The organism is Streptomyces sp. NBC_01241 (assembly GCF_041435435.1).
In the GTDB taxonomy this organism is placed as follows: Bacteria; Actinomycetota; Actinomycetes; order Streptomycetales; family Streptomycetaceae; genus Streptomyces.
The window spans coordinates 6,082,658-6,100,795 of the sequence record NZ_CP108494.1 but is presented as its reverse complement, the minus strand read 5'-3'; the positions used below and the strand labels follow the sequence as shown (position 1 = coordinate 6,100,795).

15 protein-coding genes and 1 pseudogene are annotated in these 18,138 nt (G+C 70.0%); 3 read left to right on the top strand and 13 right to left on the bottom strand.

Going from position 1 to position 18,138, the window contains the following annotated elements; translation table 11 throughout:
• Window positions 1–131: 131 nt before the first annotated feature.
• Window positions 132–842, top strand: coding sequence for a nitroreductase family protein (locus tag OG306_RS27435; protein WP_371665695.1), 711 nt, complete (start codon window positions 132–134; stop codon window positions 840–842).
• A 226-nt stretch (window positions 843–1,068) separates the two neighbouring features.
• Here the strand turns inward: OG306_RS27435 and pruA are convergent, their stop codons facing one another.
• Complete coding sequence (gene pruA, locus OG306_RS27430; RefSeq protein ID WP_266748789.1) at window positions 1,069–2,700, bottom strand: L-glutamate gamma-semialdehyde dehydrogenase; 1,632 nt, start codon at window positions 2,698–2,700, stop codon at window positions 1,069–1,071.
• Between the two features lie 39 nt (window positions 2,701–2,739).
• Window positions 2,740–3,705: a proline dehydrogenase family protein gene (locus OG306_RS27425; RefSeq protein WP_371665694.1), complete on the bottom strand. Its 966-nt coding sequence runs from the start codon at window positions 3,703–3,705 to the stop codon at window positions 2,740–2,742.
• A gap of 179 nt (window positions 3,706–3,884) precedes the next feature.
• Here OG306_RS27425 and OG306_RS27420 point away from each other — a divergent pair, with 179 nt between their 5' ends.
• On the top strand, window positions 3,885–5,027 hold the full coding sequence (locus OG306_RS27420) for a PucR family transcriptional regulator (RefSeq protein ID WP_266748786.1): 1,143 nt from the start codon (window positions 3,885–3,887) through the stop codon (window positions 5,025–5,027).
• Between the two features lie 28 nt (window positions 5,028–5,055).
• On the opposite strand, the gene OG306_RS27415 is transcribed toward OG306_RS27420, so the two are convergent.
• The 5 genes and pseudogenes from OG306_RS27415 to OG306_RS27395 form a co-directional block, all read right to left on the bottom strand.
• Window positions 5,056–5,574, bottom strand: coding sequence for a hypothetical protein (locus OG306_RS27415; RefSeq protein ID WP_371665693.1), 519 nt, complete (start codon window positions 5,572–5,574; stop codon window positions 5,056–5,058).
• Window positions 5,571–6,293 (bottom strand): hypothetical protein, encoded by a 723-nt coding sequence (locus OG306_RS27410; protein WP_371665692.1) that lies wholly within the window; start codon window positions 6,291–6,293, stop codon window positions 5,571–5,573. The genes OG306_RS27415 and OG306_RS27410 overlap by 4 nt, the downstream gene beginning before the upstream one ends.
• A gap of 183 nt (window positions 6,294–6,476) precedes the next feature.
• Window positions 6,477–6,788 (bottom strand): annotated as a pseudogene (locus tag OG306_RS27405) (IS5/IS1182 family transposase); the annotation flags it as partial.
• A gap of 45 nt (window positions 6,789–6,833) precedes the next feature.
• Window positions 6,834–7,271: a cytidine deaminase family protein gene (locus OG306_RS27400; protein ID WP_266748781.1), complete on the bottom strand. Its 438-nt coding sequence runs from the start codon at window positions 7,269–7,271 to the stop codon at window positions 6,834–6,836.
• 217 nt (window positions 7,272–7,488) lie between these two features.
• Window positions 7,489–8,469, bottom strand: a complete 981-nt coding sequence (locus OG306_RS27395) for an ABC transporter permease (protein ID WP_432762242.1) — start codon at window positions 8,467–8,469, stop codon at window positions 7,489–7,491.
• Between the two features lie 81 nt (window positions 8,470–8,550).
• Here OG306_RS27395 and OG306_RS27390 point away from each other — a divergent pair, with 81 nt between their 5' ends.
• Entirely contained in the window at window positions 8,551–9,222 is a 672-nt protein-coding gene (locus OG306_RS27390; protein WP_266907592.1) for a TetR/AcrR family transcriptional regulator, read from the top strand.
• A gap of 32 nt (window positions 9,223–9,254) precedes the next feature.
• On the opposite strand, the gene OG306_RS27385 is transcribed toward OG306_RS27390, so the two are convergent.
• The 6 genes from OG306_RS27385 to OG306_RS27360 form a co-directional block, all read right to left on the bottom strand.
• Window positions 9,255–11,714, bottom strand: coding sequence for a Tox-REase-5 domain-containing protein (locus OG306_RS27385; RefSeq protein WP_266748777.1), 2,460 nt, complete (start codon window positions 11,712–11,714; stop codon window positions 9,255–9,257).
• 193 nt (window positions 11,715–11,907) lie between these two features.
• Entirely contained in the window at window positions 11,908–12,504 is a 597-nt protein-coding gene (locus OG306_RS27380; protein ID WP_266748775.1) for a TetR/AcrR family transcriptional regulator, read from the bottom strand.
• Window positions 12,505–12,584: 80 nt separating this feature from the next.
• Window positions 12,585–14,177, bottom strand: coding sequence for a phosphoglycerate dehydrogenase (gene serA / locus OG306_RS27375; RefSeq protein WP_266748773.1), 1,593 nt, complete (start codon window positions 14,175–14,177; stop codon window positions 12,585–12,587).
• A gap of 273 nt (window positions 14,178–14,450) precedes the next feature.
• Window positions 14,451–15,452, bottom strand: a complete 1,002-nt coding sequence (ilvC, locus tag OG306_RS27370; protein WP_266748772.1) for a ketol-acid reductoisomerase — start codon at window positions 15,450–15,452, stop codon at window positions 14,451–14,453.
• A gap of 100 nt (window positions 15,453–15,552) precedes the next feature.
• Window positions 15,553–16,080, bottom strand: a complete 528-nt coding sequence (gene ilvN, locus OG306_RS27365; protein WP_136329340.1) for an acetolactate synthase small subunit — start codon at window positions 16,078–16,080, stop codon at window positions 15,553–15,555.
• 20 nt (window positions 16,081–16,100) lie between these two features.
• Window positions 16,101–17,957, bottom strand: a complete 1,857-nt coding sequence (locus OG306_RS27360) for an acetolactate synthase large subunit (protein WP_266748771.1) — start codon at window positions 17,955–17,957, stop codon at window positions 16,101–16,103.
• Window positions 17,958–18,138: the final 181 nt, after the last annotated feature.

The window sequence follows — 18,138 nt, the reverse complement described above, 5'->3', positions numbered from 1 at the left end:
TCACCGCACCGGAGGGGCGGGCCGGTGGGCAGACCCACGCCCCGGCCCGAGAGGACACCGGCCGGTCGTGTGCGCCGGTTCTGTCCGACAGCCCTCTGGTCCGGACCTGCCGGCACCGCAAGACTGCCCGTATGCCCGACACCACAGCCGTACCCCCGCATTGGACGCCCACGCATGGCGAGCCGTACCGTCCGGTCCCCTACCGCCCGGAGCGGACCCCGGCCGATGAGTCCCTCGCGCGTGCCGCGCAGCTGAGACGGCGGATGGACGAGCGCAGAACCGTACGCCGGTTCTCGGCGGATCCCGTACCGGAGCAGGTCGTGAAGGACGCGATCGCCTGCGCGGCCACCGCCCCGTCCGGCGCACATCAGCAGCCTTGGACCTTCGTCCTGGTCAAGGATCCGGAGGTGCGGCGACGCATCCGGGAGGCGGCCGAGCACGAGGAGCGGATCAGCTACGACGGCAGGCTCGGCGAGGAGTGGCTGGCGGCGCTGCGACCGCTGGGCACGGATGCCGTCAAGGCCCCTATGACGGATGCCCCGGCCCTTGTCGTGGTCTTCCAGCAGCGGTACTGGGTGGGCGAGGACGGCGCCAGGCACAAGCACTACTACGTCGACGAGTCGGTCGGGATCGCGGTCGGGATGCTGCTCTCGGCCCTGCACCTGTCGGGCCTGGCGGCGCTGATCCACACGCCGAGCCCGATGCGGTTCCTGCGTGAGGTGCTGGACCGCCCGGAGAACGAGAAGGCGTTCGCGGTGATCCCGGTCGGGTATCCGGCCGACGACTGCCAGGTGCCGGACCTGGTACGGAAATCGCTCGACCAGGTGCTCGTGGAGATCTGAACCCGCCGGCCCGGCACGGCGGACCGGCGGGTAACGACCTCGCCCACGATGGGCAGCGACGCCGCTGACCATCGTGGGCGAGGTCGTAAATGGAAACCGCCTCCCGGCCGGCAGGGGAACCGGGCGGGAGGCGGAACTCGTGGTGGGGCGCCGGGAGTGTGCGGCGCCCCGGAGGGGGGCAGCCCCGGAGGGGGGCAGCCCTGGTGGGGGTCAGCCCTGGTGGGGGTCAGCCCTGGTGGGGGTAGGTGTACTCGGTCGGCGGGACCAGCGTCTCCTTGATGGCCCGGGTCAGGGTCCAGCGCTGGAGGTTCTGCGGAGCGCCCGCCTTGTCGTTCGTACCCGAGGCACGGCCACCGCCGAAGGGCTGCTGGCCGACGACGGCACCGGTCGACTTGTCGTTGATGTAGAAGTTGCCCGCGGCGTACCGCAGCTTCTCCATCGTGTACGCGGCCGCGGCGCGGTCGCCCGCGATGACGGAACCGGTCAGCGCGTAGTCGGAGGCCGACTCCATCTGCTCCAGCATCGCGTCGTACGCGTCGTCCTCGTAGACGTGCACGGCGAGGATCGGGCCGAAGTACTCGGTCGTGAAGACCTCGTTGGCCGGGTCGGTGCACTCGATGACGGTCGGGCGGACGAAGTAGCCCACCGAGTCGTCGTACGTGCCGCCCGCGATGATCGTGCAGGACGGGTCCGACTTGGCGCGGTCGATCGCGGCCTTGTTCTTGGCGAACGAGCGCTCGTCGATGACGGCACCGATGAAGTTCGACAGGTCGGTGACGTCACCCATGGTGATGGAGTCGACCTCGGCCGCGAACTTCTCCTTGAAACCGGAGTTCCAGATGGAGGCCGGGATGTACGCGCGGGAGGACGCCGAGCACTTCTGGCCCTGGAACTCGAAGGAGCCACGGGTCAGCGCGGTCTTCAGGATGGCGTGGTCGGCCGACGGGTGGGCGACGACGAAGTCCTTGCCGCCGGTCTCGCCGACGAGCCGCGGGTAGGCGCGGTAGTTGGCGATGTTGTTGCCGACCGTCTTCCACAGGTGCTGGAAGGTGGGGGTCGAGCCGGTGAAGTGGATACCGGCCAGGTCGCGGTGGTTCAGGGCCACCTCGGAGACGGGGATGCCGTGGCCCGTCACCAGGTTGATGACGCCCTTGGGCAGACCGGCCTCTTCCAGGAGCTGCATGAGCAGCACGGCGGAGTGGGTCTGCGTCGGGGACGGCTTCCACACCACGACGTTGCCCATGAGGGCGGGGGCGGTGGGCAGGTTGCCCGCGATGGCCGTGAAGTTGAACGGCGTGATCGCGTAGACGAAGCCCTCCAGCGGGCGGTGGTCCATGCGGTTCCACACGCCCGGCGAGTTGGCCGGGGGCTGCTCGGCCAGGATCTGGCGCGCGTAGTGCACGTTGAAGCGCCAGAAGTCGACGAGCTCACAGGGGGTGTCGATCTCGGCCTGCTGGGCGGTCTTCGACTGGCCGAGCATCGTCGAGGCCGCCAGCGTCTCGCGCCACGGGCCGGACAGCAGCTCGGCGGCGCGCAGGATGATCGCGGCACGGTCGTCGAAGGACATCGCGCGCCAGGCCGGGGCAGCGGCGAGCGCGGCGTCGATCGCGTCCTGCGCGTCCTGCTGAGTGGCGTGCGCGAACGTACCGATGACGGCCTTGTGGTTGTGCGGCTGTACGACGTCGAAGCGCTCGCCGCCGCCCATCCGCTTCTCGCCGCCGATGGTCATCGGAAGGTCGATCGGGTTCTGGCTGAGCTCCTTGAGCTTCGCCTCCAGGCGGGCGCGCTCCGGGGAGCCCGGGGCGTAGGAGTGGACCGGCTCGTTGACCGGCGCGGGGACCTGGGTGACAGCGTCCATGGTTTCCGTTGCTCCTTGGGTAGAGAGGTGGAGGGGGGCTCAGCCCTTGGTGAGGATGGAGCGGCCGAAGAACAGCAGGTTCGCCGGCTTCTCCGCGAGACGGCGCATGAAGTAGCCGTACCAGTCCGTGCCGTACGCGGTGTAGACGCGCATCCGGTGGCCCTCGGCCGCGAGCCGGAGGTGCTCGTCGCTGCGGATGCCGTACAGCATCTGGAACTCGTACTCGTCCAGCTTGCGCCCCGCCTTGCGGGCCAGTTCCTGGGCGATGGCGATCAGACGCGGGTCGTGCGACCCGATCATCGGGTAGCCCTCGCCCTCCATCAGCGTCTTCAGGATACGGATGTACGCCTTGTCGATCTCGGCCTTGTCCTGGTACGCGACGGAGGCGGGCTCCTTGTACGCACCCTTCACGATGCGGACGCGGCTGCCGGCGGCGGCCAGGCGGCGGGCGTCGTCCTCGGTGCGGAACAGGTACGCCTGGATCACACAGCCGGTCTGCGGGAAGTCCTTCCGCAGCTCCTCGTGGATGGCGAACATCGAGTCGAGGGTGGTGTGGTCCTCGGCGTCCAGCGTGACCGTGGTGCCGATCGCGGCGGCGGCCTCGACGACCGGGCGGACGTTGGCGAGGGCCAGCTCGTGTCCCGCCCGCCAACCGCCACCGCCCTTGGCCGAGAGCCCTTCGATGTCCAGCGACTGGCCGAACATGGAGAGCTTGATGGACATCTCGGCCCTGGTGCCCAGGCCGAGGTCCTTGAGGCGGTCGACCAGTTCGAGGTAGGCGTCGCGGGCGGCGGCGGCCTGCTCGGGGGTGGTGATGTCCTCGCCCACCACGTCAAGGGTGACTTCGAGGCCCTTGTCGGCGGCGTCCTCGATGACCGGGACGACCTGGTCGACGGTCTCACCGGCGATGAAGCGGTCGACGACCTGCTTGGTGCCAGGTGCGGCCGAGATGAAACGGCGCATCCTGTCGCTGCGGGACGCGGCGAGAATCACGGGACCCAGCACGGGGCACCTCCACGGAAAGTACGAACGAAGGCCGTACCGGCAGAGGGGGAACAAAGCGGTACAGCACGGAGAACCACCGTGAAATCTAAGGATCCCTCCGATCGTGGGCCATCGACAGCTGTCACGCATCCGTTCCCGGGTTCTCAGACATATGTCTGAAGCGGTGCGAGAATGGCCGGGTGAAGGGCGATTACCAGGAGCTGGTCGACGAGATCTCCGGACTGCTCGGCGCCCCCGCGACGCTGGAGAACCGGGATTTCGGCCTGGTCGCCTTCGGCGCCCACGACAGCGACGACGACACGGCGATGGACCCGGTCCGCACCCGCTCGATCCTGACCAGGCGCTCCACCCCCGCGGTCCGCGCCTGGTTCGAGGGCTTCGGCATCGCCCGCGCCACCGGCCCGGTCCGCATTCCGGCCGCCCCGGAGGCCGGGGTGTTCCGGGGCCGGATCTGTCTGCCCGTACGCCACCGGGGTGTGGTGCTCGGTTACGTGTGGCTGCTCGACGCGGACCCCGGGCCGACCGGCGAGCAGCTGAACGCGGCGATGGAGGTGGCGGCCCGGATCGGGGGGCTGCTCTCCGACGAGGCGCGGGCCGGCACGGACCTGTCCCGGGAGTTCGGCGCGGTCCTCACCGCCGCGGGGGGCTGGCAGCGCGACATGGCGGTGGCCGCGCTGCGCGAGGCCCTGGGCCGGGACGCGGAAGGGCTGCACACGCTGGTGTGCGTGACCCCGTGGACCGACGATCCGCCGTCGGTCCGTACGGTGCCCTCGACCGCGGCGCTGACCTCCCTACCGGCCCCGGGGGCCGGTAGGGCCGCCTCGCTCGCGGCGCTGGTCCGGCTGCGCTCCGCCGATGTCCTCGACCCGGCGCTGACCGCCGCGGACCGGCTGCGTGCCGCGGCGGGCCGGGACGCCACGGCCGGGGTCGCGGTGCCCCGCCGAGGTCTGGCGGAGCTGGCTGCGGCCTGGCACGAGGCGTCGGCTGCGGCCCGCGCTGCGGCGGCCGAGGCCCGTTTCGGCCCGGTCGCCGAGTGGTCGGCGATCGGCCCGTACCGGCTGCTGACCGCACTCCCCGCCGAGGCGGCCGCGGATGCGGCGGTGCGTGCCCTGCTCACCCCGCCGCACAAGGATCTGGCCCGCACCGCCGAGGTGTTCCTCGACTGCGCGGGCCAGGCGTCCCGGACGGCCGCGGCGCTCGGCATCCACCGCCAGACGCTCTACTACCGGCTCTCCCGGGTCCAGCAGCTCACCGGCCTCGATCTCAACGACGGCGAGGACCGGCTGCTGCTGCACATGGCGCTCAAGGGCGCCCGCCTCTGACTGCGCGTCGACGCCGTCGGGGCGGCCTTCAGCGCTCGTCCGGGGCGGTGACCGGCCGGGTGCTGACCAGGGCCGCCAGCACCAGCGGCGCGTCGCCGTCGCTGTGCCCCACGCTCACGCCCACCCAGCGGTCCGTGCCGCCGACCGGGCCCCAGACGGACAGATCACCGTAGAGATCCTCATCAAACAGCGCATCGAACAGCAGTTCGACGGGGGCGCCCTCCTGCCGGCGCAGCAGCGGCAGGAGCAGCGGCACCGCACGGTGCGGGCCCCATCGGCGGTCCAGTTCCCCGACGAGGGCGGCGAGATGGGCCTCGGCCGCGTCCTCGGCGTCGTTCCACTCGGGGGCGTACACCCCGGTCAGCGGGTCGCCCTCCCAGAGCGGGACGACGCGGAAGCCCTCGCCGCCGGTCGCGGTCCACTCCCCCGTCTCCGGATCCCCCTCGGCCACGGTGGGCCCGGTCGCCGGTACGGGGCCGGCCAGCAGCTCCTCGATGTCGGCCAGCGCGCGGGCCACGGCGAAGGTCTCCCCGGCGCGGGAGGTCACAGGACGGCCCGGTCCATCGGGCGGGGCAGCGGATCGAGCGCCCCGGCCTCGCGGAGCCGCTCGTAGGCCGTCACCACCTCCGCGCTCGCGCCGGGGCCCGCGATGCGCAGGAGCACGCCGCCGCCGGGCAGTTCCTCGCGGGCCGCCTTCAGGCTGTCCGGGACGAGGGCTGCCCGGCCCGGGGAGAGGTATCCGACCCGGCCCACCACGGGATCGCCGATGGAGAACCCGGCGTCGTCCTCCAGCGCGTCGAGCACGTCGTCGTCGCTCACGTCACCGAAGTCCGGCTCCCACTCCCGGGCAAGGACGGCGAGGAGTTCGGCCTCCGGCACCTCGGCCCCGTCCGGCGCGTGGAGCGTCACCACGAACGACTGGAGCAGGAACTCCGGGGCGCCCCCGCCCAGTCCGCTGATCTCCGTCTGCCAGCCGGGCGCCCCCGTGCGGGCCAGCCGCAGCGCGGTGCCCGTGAGGTCGGACCAGCCCTCGGCCGCCTGCATCACGCGCAGGGCGCCGAGCAACGCCCCCTCGTCCGCCGGCAATGCGGCCCCGGGCCCGGAACCGTGGACGTGCCGCCAGGGTCCGGCTCCGGCCGCGCCGTTCGCCGACGCCGCTTCGGGGAGCAGTTCCGTGAGCCCGTCCAGCGTCCGCTTCCAGCGTCGGGCGAGCGCTTCGGCCGGCTCCGGACGGGGGCCCCAGAAGCCCCGCACTACACGTCGCATGCACTTTCCTCCGTCGAGCTTCGTCCGTCGGGCGTGGCACCCGGGCCTGTCCGGCCCTGATCCGCCGGTCAGACCCTAACGACCTCGCCCACGATTGGCAGTGGGAGAAGGAGCGGTGTCTGGGGCCTTCGAATCCAAGGCGGAGGTCCCAGACACCGCGACGCCTCTGACAATCGTGGGCGAGGTCGTAAGCCTCGATGGGGAGTCGTGGAGGTTGGCGCCGGCGGAAACCAGGCCGCGCGGCACCCCGGCCCGCTCGACCGCCACCGACCGCTTCAGCCCCTGTTTACCCCGGTCGGCCGGGGAGCGGCCGGCCCGCTCCCCGCCGCTGGGGGCCTTGGTGATGCAGGTCTACGGACAGCGCCTCCAGCCCGAGTCCGATCATGCGGTCGCAGGCGTCCAAGACGGTCCGGTGCAGCGCCTGCGCGAGGCCCATCTCCGCCGGCGTTTGATGCGGCGTCGGATGGTGCGGTCTGAGCAGCCCAGGTGGGCGACCAGTGCCGCATCAGGCAACGTTCGCCCTGTTTGTGTCTGGCGTTGTCAGCTTGTGCTGAGTGGTTCGGTTTCCTCGGTGTCGAGTTGGTGGTCGGCCCAGATGTAGCTTTCGGGAAGCAGGCCGGTGATGGAGACGGTCCGGAGCCGGTCGCCGGCCCCGACGATGACCTTCAGGTCCGGGAAGTAGTCGAGAAGGACCTGGCGGCACCGTCCGCACGGGGGAACAACCCCCCGGTCGCGGTCTCCCACGGCGACGATCGTGTCCAGCTTGTAGGCGCCCTGGGCAGCTGCCGTGCCGAGGAGAACCAGCTCGGCGCAGGGCCCGCCGGTGAAGTGATAAGCGTTCACCGCGGTGACGATCCGGCCGTCCTGGGCACGGGCTGCGGCCGCCATGGTGTGGTTGTCGCCCCGGCAACGAGTACGGGCGACGTGGGCCGCAGCCTGGATGAGTTCGTGGTCGACGTGGGGAACCTGCGTGGTCATCTTCTCCGCCTTCGTGAGGTGTCAGGCGACGTTTACCTGCGTGACGATGGCGCGCAAGCGAATATCGGCCGGATCGCATACAGGTGCTCCACCCGCGCCTTCTTGGCCGCGTATTCGGGGTCGCGGGATGTCTTCTGGCAGCGCGGGCACGTCCGTCCTTCGTGGTTACACAGCGTGTCGCTCTTCATCGCCTTCGGGCGAGGCGGGGCGGTGTTGGTCAGGCATTCGCGGAGTTCGGAGACATCGCGGTTTCCGGCTTGGTCGGCCGGCTCTCCTGCCGGGAGCGCAGACCGGCCCAGATGAGGGGAGTCAGGCCGAGCCCGACCCAGACCAGCAGCACGGTCAGGTGCACAGCGGCTCCGTTCCCGTCGAAGAAGGCGGTGCTGCGCAGCAGGTTGCCTCCGGCTCCGGGCGGGAGCAGTTGCCCGAGCCGGCCGACGGGCTGCGGCAGGAGTTCCGGTGCGGACGAGACACCCGAGAACGGATTGCCGATGAAGACCATGAGCATGGCGGCGACGACCTGGCCGATGCGTCCCCACACGGCGTCCAGTCCGGCGACCAGCGAGGCGATGGCCAGTACCGTGAGGCCGAGCACCGCGGCGTTGGCCACCCAGTTTCCGCCGATGACACCGAGCCAGGACTGGGTGATCGCCGCCCCGGCGAGGCCGGCCATCGCGGCCGCGGTGATCAGGGCACCCAGTCGCGCTGCGCCCGGGCGGCTGACGCCGGTGACGATGAGCCCGGTGAGTACGCCGGCCAGCACCAGGGGCAGTACCGAGGAGCTCAGTGCCACGCCGCGGGGATCCTTGGGGCTGGCGGGCACCACGTCGACGATGTGTGGTGGTTGCTTCGCTGCGCCTGCGTTGTCGCCCGTGGCCTGCGCGGCTACGGAGGTGAGTTCCTGGGCCACGATCGGGCTTGCCGCCGAGGCCGTCAGCACGGTGACTCCCTCGGGCGTGGTCACGATGGCGCCGTAGACATCGCGGTCCTTGATGGCCTGGGTCGCCTCCGTTTCGTTCTTGTACATGTGTACGTCGATGGCATTGGCCTGATGTTCCAGCCTTGCGGTGAGGGCGGTGACCGTCTGCTCGGAGCCTGCCACGCCGAGCGGCAGATGTCTCGGTTCCAGGCGGGCCGCCGGCCAGGCGAAGGCGGACAGGGCCGCGATGACGATCAGGGGGACCAACAGGACGCCCACTAACAGGCGAGCGGGCTGCGGAGGGTTCGGGGAAGCCATCAGACGCTCCTAACAGAATGGTCGTTCGCGTTCGTGGGCAGCATGGCCTGCGCGTCGGCTCACGCAAGGCGAATGTTCGTTTTTTTTAGTGGCATGCCCCGGGTATCTCAAGCACACCTCGACGCTCGTCGCCGACAGATCCTCGACGCGTCACGCCGCTGCTTCATCAACAACGGCTTCCATGCCACCTCGATGCAGGACATCCTGCGCGAAGCCGATATGTCCGCGGGCGCTGTCTACCGGTACTTCCGTGGCAAGGACGACATCATCGCGGCCATCGGCTCCGACGCGCTCGGCGAGTTCACGGCAGCCTTCGACTCAGTGCTGGGAAATGGCGCATCGAGTCCCCTCGATGGCGCACTCGGCCAGATGCTCGACGTCATCCATCGACTGGACGCCACCCAGGACGTCGCCAAGCTGATCCTGACTGTCTGGGGAGAAGGGGCACGCTCACCGGAGCTCTCAAGATTCTTCGCTGCGACGTTCGACCAGGTGCGCCGGCTCGTCGTGCGAGCCGTAGAGGAGCAGCAGGAGGTGGGACTGCTGCCGGGCGACGCGTCCGCCGACGGCGTGGCCCGCGTCCTCATCGGCATGTTGCACGGGTACGTGATTCAGCTCGCCCTGCTCGGCGACGCCGACGCGGCCGAGTTCCGCTCCGGCCTGAGCGTGATCCTGGGCGGGGTCACGCCTGAACCCAGGTCACATTCCATGTGACGAGCGGCGCTTGACCCGGAGTTCTGGAGACGCTACTCGTCGAAGGCACCCGGTTTCCTGGTGCTGTCGTTCGGCTTCGGCTTGCTGTAGACGACCTTGACCGGCAGCTGCTCGTCACGGAACGCCCGGCGGGCGGCCTTGGCCACGTCCGGGTCGGAGAAGTGCCACTCCACCGCCCGGCCGCCGGCCGCCTCCACCTGGGCCTGCGCCTCGGCGATGAACTTGTCCTTGCCGGACTTGGTGAGCGCGCCCTGCTCGGTCTGGGAGAGATAGCTGCGGTAGCCGTTCTTGGCCTCCAGGAAGGTCTGCCTGCTCGAATCCCAGCCGTCGTACTCCACGGCCGGCTTGCCCTCCCTGGGGTGCGGTACGACGTACTCCTGGCCCCGGTTGGTGCCGGTGATCTGCTCCTGGTACCGCAGCCAGGACTCGTTCTTCCAGTTGGGTGCGGGGTTGCGGTCGCGGCCGGCCCAGTAGCCGTCGCCCAGGTCCGCGTCGCCGAACTTGTGGTCCTTGAGGTCCTTGCCCCAGGACGGCGGGTTGTAGTTGCGGGGGTCGGAGGTGTCGTTGCGCTTCGGCTCCGGGTACTTCTTCTTCTCCAGTTCGGCCTTGCGGGCGCGCTCCGGCTCCTCCAGGCGCTTCTGCTCCAGGTGCGCCGCCCGTTCCTGGGCGCGCGCCTGAGCAGCCTTGGCCTTGGCCGCCTCGTCGCACCCGCCGTCCGCGAGGACGACCCGGCCGGCGGGACCGGAGGCCAGCACTCCGGTGCCGGAGCCGCCGACGCCCGTGGTTCTGCCGTCGTAACGCACCAGGGGCGGCCCGGAAGCGATGACGCAGCCGGTCCGGCGCGCCGCGTCCTCCGCGGCGTCCGCGGCGTCGTCGGCCTCCTTGGCGGCCTTGCGGACTCCGTCGAGGTCTCCGAGTTCGGCGGCCTTGCGGGCGCGGCGGGCCGCGGCCCCCGCGTCTTTGGCGGCCTCCGCCACCTTCTCGGCGACCTTTCCCAGCTTGCCGAGTCTGCCGACCTTGCCGACGACCTTCGCCACGTCGTAGCCGGGGATGAAGAAGGAGCCGATGTTCCACACGACGTCGGTGACGGCCCGGGTCTTCTCGCCGTCGTTCCAGCGGTCGCGGACGTCGTCGCCGACGAAGACGTCGTCGCCGGCCTTCACGACGGTGTTGACCGACGCCTTGCCCCAGTCCCAGACCGCACCGAGGTAGTCGCCGTCGCCCCACTTGTGGCCGGCGTCCTTGGAGTCCTGCATCCACTGGTTGCCGAGTTGCTTGCCGTAGTCCGCGATGCCGGACCACGTCTCGGGCTTGAACAGGTCGATGATCCCGGTGACGTCGCCCCAGACCCCGTCGACCGCGAGCCCCTTGACGACCTGGGTCGTGCGGTCCCAGGCGCAGCCGAAGAAGCCCCAGCCGCCACAGTCCTCTTTCCCGGCCTTGTCGCCGCCGCCCTGGTCGTTCCCGTTGTCGTCCTTGTCGGACGCGGGTACGTCGTAGTCGGCCTCGGGTTCCTCGCCGTTCTCGGGGTAGGTGTCGACCCCGCTGCCCGGACGGCCGTCGTCGGGCCCCCCGGTGCCGCCGCTCACGCTCGTACCACCGGAGGAGCCCCCGACCGCGCCCCCGCCGCTCACGCTCGTACCACCGGAGGAGCCCCCGGCCGCGCTCCCGCCGCTCGCGTCGCCGCCGCTGCTGCTGCCGTTCGCGCCGCCGTTCGTACCGCCCGTCGAGCCGGTACCGCCGGTGACCGTCGTGCCGCCGTCCGCGCCCGCGGTGCTTCCCCCGGCGGCTTCGCCGCCCGTGGCGCCGCCGTCCTGGCCGCCGCCCGCCTCGACCCGGCCCGTGCCGTCGCCGGAGGCGGGGCACGAGTAGCCGCTCAGCGAGCAGATCGCCGACTGGAGCTCCGCGGTGATCCTGCCGCCGACGCCACTCAGCGCCATGGCCGCGATCAGCGCGACCACGATGAGCACCAGGCCCAGGTACTCCAGGGCCGTCTGCCCCCGGTCCCGGCGCCAGGTGATCATGTGCGGAAGCGAGAACTTCGGCTGCTCGCCCCGTTCCCCCGGCGGCAGCAGGAACCACGCCCGGCTCTGCTGCCGGGTGAGGAAGACCAGGATCAGGACCGGCAGCAGCAGTTGGGTGAAGCCGTGTGCCGACCCGTCCCCGATGTTGGCCACGCCGCCGAGGACCAGCCACACCTGGACGGCGACCAGTCCCCACCAGACCCGCTTGCCGCCGGTCCGTACGTGCCGCGCCAGCAGCAGGCCGAGGATGCCCGGCGCGGCGGCGTACAGCAGGATGCCGATGACTTCGGCGCCCAGCGCGTCCACCGCGAGCGCCGAACCGAAGAGGCCGAGTGCGCCCAGGACGGTCGCGCCGAACAGCACGAGGAGCAGCACTCGCACCGTGTTGAGCGGGCGCGGGAGCTCCCGCCGCCCCGCACTCCCCCGCGCCGGGCCTTCAGGAACCGGTACGCCGCCCATAACAGACATACGCGAGCCGCCCCCCGGCGTCGGTGAGTGCCATGACAGTCACTCACCCTAGGGTCGGGCCCCCGCGCACGTCATGGGTCTCAGGGCCCAACATCGGCCCCGCGCGGGCCCCATGAGGTGCCGTCACCGAGGCCGGATCACGGCGTCCGCTTCCGCGACACCCGCGACCGCCGCCCCGTTACGCGACCCGGCTCTACTGGCCCGCCCGTCCCTCCAGCACCGCCTTCAGACCATCCGTCAGGTCCTGTGCGGACGGTGCGGATTCGCTGTCCATCAGCCACTGCACCATCACGCCCGCGAGCAGTGCCTGGCAGAACAGCCCGGCCACCCGCGCCTTCTCCGGGTCCGCCTCCGGATCGATGCCGAGCATGTTCTCGGCGAGGCCGTCACGGCCCTCGCGCTGCGGGCCCACGAGGGCCTTCTGCAACTCCGGGTCCTGGTCGATCCGGGAGACGACCTCCATCTGGAGCTGCCAGACGGACCGGGTCTGCTCATAACTGTCGATCACCCGTTCCCAGGTGTCGCGGAACTGGTCCAGCGGCGCCCGGGGCCCGCCGTCGGCGTCGCCGCCCACCGCCTCGTCCGGCTGCTCGGTGAGCACATCGCCCCATTCCTCCGTCACCTTGAGGAAGGCGAGGTTGAGCAGGGCTTCCTTGGAGCCGTAGTGGTAGCCGATGGAGGCGAGGTTCGTCCCGGAGGCGGCCACGATGTCGCGCGCCGTCGTCCGGGCGTACCCCTTCTCCAGCAGGCAGCGCTTGGCACCTTCGAGCAGATCCTCACGATGTCCCATGAAAGCAGCGTACCCGGCATGCAGACGTTTGTGTAAAACGAACGTCTAGATGCCGGGTACGCGGAGTCCTCGGGCCTTTGTCAGTCGGTCAGGTTCACCGTACGGGCCGACGCGGCCCCGATCTCCGAGGAGATCTCGGCGAGCACCGACGCCGGGACGTCGTCGTCGACGGTGAGCACGACCAGCGCCTCGCCGCCCGCGCCCGTCCGCGAGACCTGCATGCCCGCGATGTTCAGACCGGCCTCGCCAAGGATCCGGCCGACCGTGCCGACGACACCGGGGCGGTCCTCGTAGCGCAGCACCACCATGTGGTCGGCCAGCGCCAGGTCCACGTCGTACTCGCCGACGGCGACGATCTTCTGGAGGTGCTTGGGTCCGGCCAGTGTGCCGGAGACCGCGACCTCCTCGCCGCCCGAGAGCGTGCCGCGGACGGTGACCACGTTGCGGTGGTCCGGCGACTCGGAGCTGGTGGTGAGGCGGACCTCGACACCGCGCTCCTGCGCGAAGAGCGGGGCGTTCACGTACGACACGGTCTCGTCGACGACGTCCTCGAAAACACCCTTGAGCGCGGAGAGTTCGAGCACCTTGACATCGTGCTGGGTGATCTCGCCGTACACCTCGACGTCGAGCCGGACCGCGACCTCGCCCGCGAGCGCGGTGAAGATCCGGCCGAGCTTCTCGGCGAGCGGCAGGCCCGGGCGCACGTCCTCGGCGATCACGCCGCCCTGGACGTTGACCGCGTCCGGCACGAGCTCACCGGCGAGCGCGAGGCGCACGGACTTGGCGACCGCGATACCGGCCTTCTCCTGGGCCTCGTCGGTGGAGGCGCCGAGGTGCGGGGTGCAGACGACCTGGTCGAACTCGAACAGCGGGGAGTCCGTGCAGGGCTCCTTCGTGTACACGTCGAGACCGGCACCGGCGACCCGGCCCTCCTTGAGGGCGGAGGCGAGCGCCTCCTCGTCGACGATGCCGCCGCGCGCGGCGTTGACGATGCGCACCGAGGGCTTCACCTTGTGCAGCGCCTCGTCGCCGATCAGGCCGAGCGTCTCGGGGGTCTTGGGCAGGTGCACGGTGATGAAGTCGGCGACCTGGAGCAACTCGTCCAGCGACAGGAGCTTGACGCCCATCTGGGCGGCGCGCGCGGGCTGTACATAGGGGTCGTACGCGACGATCTTCATGCCGAAGGCCGACATGCGCTGCGCGACCAGGACGCCGATGCGGCCGAGGCCGACGACGCCGAGGATCTTCTCGCTCAGCTCGACGCCGGTGTACTTGGAGCGCTTCCACTCGCCGTTCTTCAGGGCGGTGTTGGCTTGCGGGATGTTGCGCGCGGTGGCGACCAGCAGACCGCAGGCCAGTTCGGCGGCGGTGACGATGTTGGAGGTCGGCGCGTTGACGACCATCACGCCGGCCTTGGTGGCGGCGGAGACATCGACATTGTCCAGACCGACGCCCGCGCGGGCGACGACCTTCAGCTTCTTCGCGGCGGCGATGGCCTCGGCGTCGACCTTGGTGGCGGAGCGCACCAGGACGGCGTCGACATCGGCGATCGCGGGGAGGAGCTCGGCGCGGTCCGCGCCGTTGCAGTGCCGGATGTCGAAATCCGGGCCCAGGGCGTCGACCGTGGCAGGCGACAGCTCTTCAGCGATGAGTACGACAGGTTTCGAGCTCACGTGAGTCCTCACAGGTCCAGTGCGGACGGCCGTCCCGACGGCCGCAGGCGGTGGAGGGGCTTGCCGCGTGGAAGACGCACGACACTGTGGGCCTGACGCGTGTATGTGTGGAGAAGTGTAGTCATGCGCCAGGACGCATACTGCGCCCCGATGGAAGGATCACCCACACGGGGGTGGACGACTTGTACACACGTACGACGCCGCCTCTTCCAGCGGTGAAGCGGATACGCCCCCGGGGGCGGGTCGGATGACCCGCCCCCGGGGGCGTCGGTGTTACGCGTCCTCGTCGTTGACCCAGCTCATGAGCTTGCGCAGCTCACGGCCGGTGGTCTCCAGGAGGTGGTCGCTGTCCGCCTTCTTGTACTCGTTGTACTTGGGCAGACCGTTGTGGTACTCGGCCATCCAGTTCTTGGCGAAGGTGCCGTCCTGGATCTCCGCGAGGATCTTCTTCATCTCGGCCTTGGTGGCGTCCGTGATGATCCGCGGGCCGGTGACGTAGTCGCCCCACTCGGCGGTCTCCGAGATGGACCAGCGCATCTTCTCCAGCCCACCCTCGTACATGAGGTCCACGATGAGCTTCAGCTCGTGCAGGCACTCGAAGTACGCGATCTCCGGCTGGTAGCCGGCCTCGGTCAGGGTCTCGAAACCGGCCTTGACCAGGGCGGCGGTGCCACCGCAGAGGACGGCCTGCTCACCGAACAGGTCGGTCTCGGTCTCCTCGGTGAAGGTCGTCTTGATGACGCCGGCGCGGGTGCCGCCGATGCCCTTCGCGTACGACAGGGCGAGCGCCAGGCCGTTGCCCGAGGCGTCCTGCTCGACGGCCACGATGCACGGAACGCCGCGGCCCTCCTCGTACTGACGGCGGACCAGGTGGCCCGGGCCCTTGGGGGCGACCATGCAGACGTCGACGCCCGCCGGCGGCTTGATGAAGTCGAAGCGGATGTTCAGGCCGTGGCCGAAGAACAGCGCGTCGCCGTCCTTGAGGTTGTCCTTGATGGACTCCTCGTAGACCTGGGCCTGGATCGGGTCCGGGACCAGGATCATGATGACGTCGGCCTCGGCGGCGGCCTCGGACGGCGTCACCACGCGCAGGCCCTGCTCCTCGGCCTTCGCCTTGGACTTGGAGCCCTCGTGCAGACCGACACGGACGTCGACACCCGAATCACGCAGCGACAGCGCGTGGGCGTGGCCCTGGCTGCCGTAGCCGATGACCGCGACCTTGCGGCCCTGGATGATGGACAGGTCGGCATCGTCGTCGTAGAACAGCTCGGCCACTGGGTCTCTCCTTGGTGTGCAGGTGTTGCGTCCCACCGTACGGCGGGGTGCGTCAGATACGTTTTCGGGTCTCGCCATACGAGCGGCGAGGGGGTAGCGGCTAGGCCGTACGGTCCAGGGCGCGCAGCGAACGGTCGGTGATCGAGCGCGCGCCACGCCCTATGGCGATCGTGCCGGACTGGACCAGCTCCTTGATGCCGTACTGCTCCAGCATCTTGAGCATGGCCTCCAGCTTGTCGGCGCCGCCGGTCGCCTCGATCGTGACGGCCTCCGGGGAGACGTCCACGGTCTTGGCACGGAACAACTGGACGATCTCGACGATCTGGGAACGGGTCTCGCTGTCGGCGCGGACCTTCACCAGGACGAGCTCGCGCTGGATCGCAGCGGACGGCTCGAGTTCGACGATCTTCAGGACGTTCACCAGCTTGTTGAGCTGCTTGGTCACCTGCTCGAGAGGCAGGTCCTCGACATTGACGACGATGGTGATGCGCGAGATGTCGGGGTGTTCGGTGGTGCCGACCGCGAGCGAGTCGATGTTGAAGCCGCGGCGGGAGAACAGGGCGGTGATCCGGGCGAGGACACCGGGCTTGTTCTCGACCAGGACGGAGAGCGTGTGCTTGGTGGACATGGAGTCGGTCTCTCTGTCTCTCAGTCGTCTTCGTTGTCGCCGAAGTCGGGGCGGACTCCGCGGGCGGCCATGACCTCGTCGTTGGAGGTGCCGGCGGCGACCATCGGCCACACCATGGCGTCCTCGTGGACGATGAAGTCGATCACGACGGGGCGGTCGTTGATGGAGTTGGCCTCTTCGATGACCCTGTCCAGATCGGCCGGGTCCTCGCAGCGGATCGCGTAGCAGCCCATGGCCTCGGACAGCTTGACGAAGTCGGGGACGCGGGTGCCCTTCGCCGGGAGGCCCTCGGTGTCGGCACCGGAGTGCAGCACGGTGTTGGAGTACCGCTGGTTGTAGAACAGGGTCTGCCACTGGCGGACCATCCCGAGCGCGCCGTTGTTGATGATGGCGACCTTGATCGGGATGTTGTTGAGCGCGCAGGTGGTGAGTTCCTGGTTGGTCATCTGGAAGCAGCCGTCGCCGTCGATCGCCCAGACCGTACGGTCCGGCTTGCCGGCCTTGGCGCCCATCGCGGCCGGGACCGCGTAGCCCATCGTTCCGGCGCCGCCGGAGTTCAGCCAGGTGGCGGGCTGCTCGTACTGGATGAAGTGCGAGGCCCACATCTGGTGCTGGCCGACGCCCGCCGCGAAGATCGTGCCCTCGGGGGCGAGCTCGCCGATGCGCTGGATGACCTGCTGCGGCGAGAGGCTGCCGTCCTCGGGCAGCTCGTAGCCGAGCGGGTACGTCTCGCGCCAGCGGTTGAGGTCCTTCCACCAGGCTTCGTAGTCACCCACGTGGCCTTCGGTGTGCTCGGCCTGGACGGCCTGGACCAGGTCGGCCAGGACCTCGCGGGCGTCGCCCACGATCGGCACGTCGGCCTCGCGGTTCTTGCCGATCTCGGCCGGGTCGATGTCGGCGTGGACGATCTTGGCGTACGGGGCGAAGCTGTCCAGCTTGCCGGTGACGCGGTCGTCGAAACGGGCTCCGAGGGCGACGATCAGGTCGGCCTTCTGCAGCGCGGTGACGGCGGTGACCGCACCGTGCATGCCCGGCATTCCGACGTGCAGCGGGTGGCTGTCGGGGAATGCGCCGAGCGCCATCAGTGTGGTGGTGACGGGCGCTCCGGTGAGCTCTGCGAGGACCTTCAGTTCGGCAGTGGCCCCCGCCTTGATGACGCCGCCGCCGACGTACAGCACCGGGCGCTTGGCCTGGGTGATGAGCCTGGCGGCTTCGCGGATCTGCTTGGCGTGCGGCTTGGTGACCGGGCGGTAGCCGGGCAGGTCCAGGACGGGCGGCCAGCTGAACGTGGTCCGCGCCTGGAGGGCGTCCTTGGCGATGTCGACGAGGACGGGTCCCGGACGGCCGGAGGAGGCGATGTGGAAGGCCTCGGCGATCGTGTGCGGGATGTCCTCGGCCCTGGTGACCAGGAAGTTGTGCTTGGTGACCGGCATGGTGATGCCGCAGATGTCGGCTTCCTGGAAGGCGTCCGTCCCGATCGCCTTGGAGGCGACCTGGCCGGTGATCGCGACCAGCGGGACGGAGTCCATGTGGGCGTCGGCGATCGGCGTGACCAGGTTGGTGGCTCCGGGGCCCGAGGTGGCCATGCAGACGCCGACCTTGCCGGTGGCCTGCGCGTAACCGGTGGCGGCGTGGCCCGCGCCCTGCTCGTGCCGGACCAGCACATGACGGACCCGGGTGGAGTCCATCATCGGGTCGTACGCCGGAAGGATGGCGCCGCCGGGAATGCCGAATACCGTGTCGGCCCCCACCTCCTCGAGAGACCGGATGAGGGACTGCGCGCCCGTGACGTGCTCAACGGTGGCGGTGGACGATCCGCCGTTACGGGCCCGCGGCTGGGGATGGTGGGCCCCGGTGGCCTGCTCGGTCATCGGCATTCTCTTCTCGAAGCTGAGGGTTTTTGCGAGTGTCTTGCGGGTACTTTGCGACGTTTTGCCTGGTGCCGGTGCAATAAAAAACCCCTCGTGCCGTGAGGCAAGCGAGGGGAGCGCGTCGGTGTGGTCTGCGGAGTCTCCACGAGGGACTCCGCTCAGCCGACGCGCTTTCCAAGTACGAGAA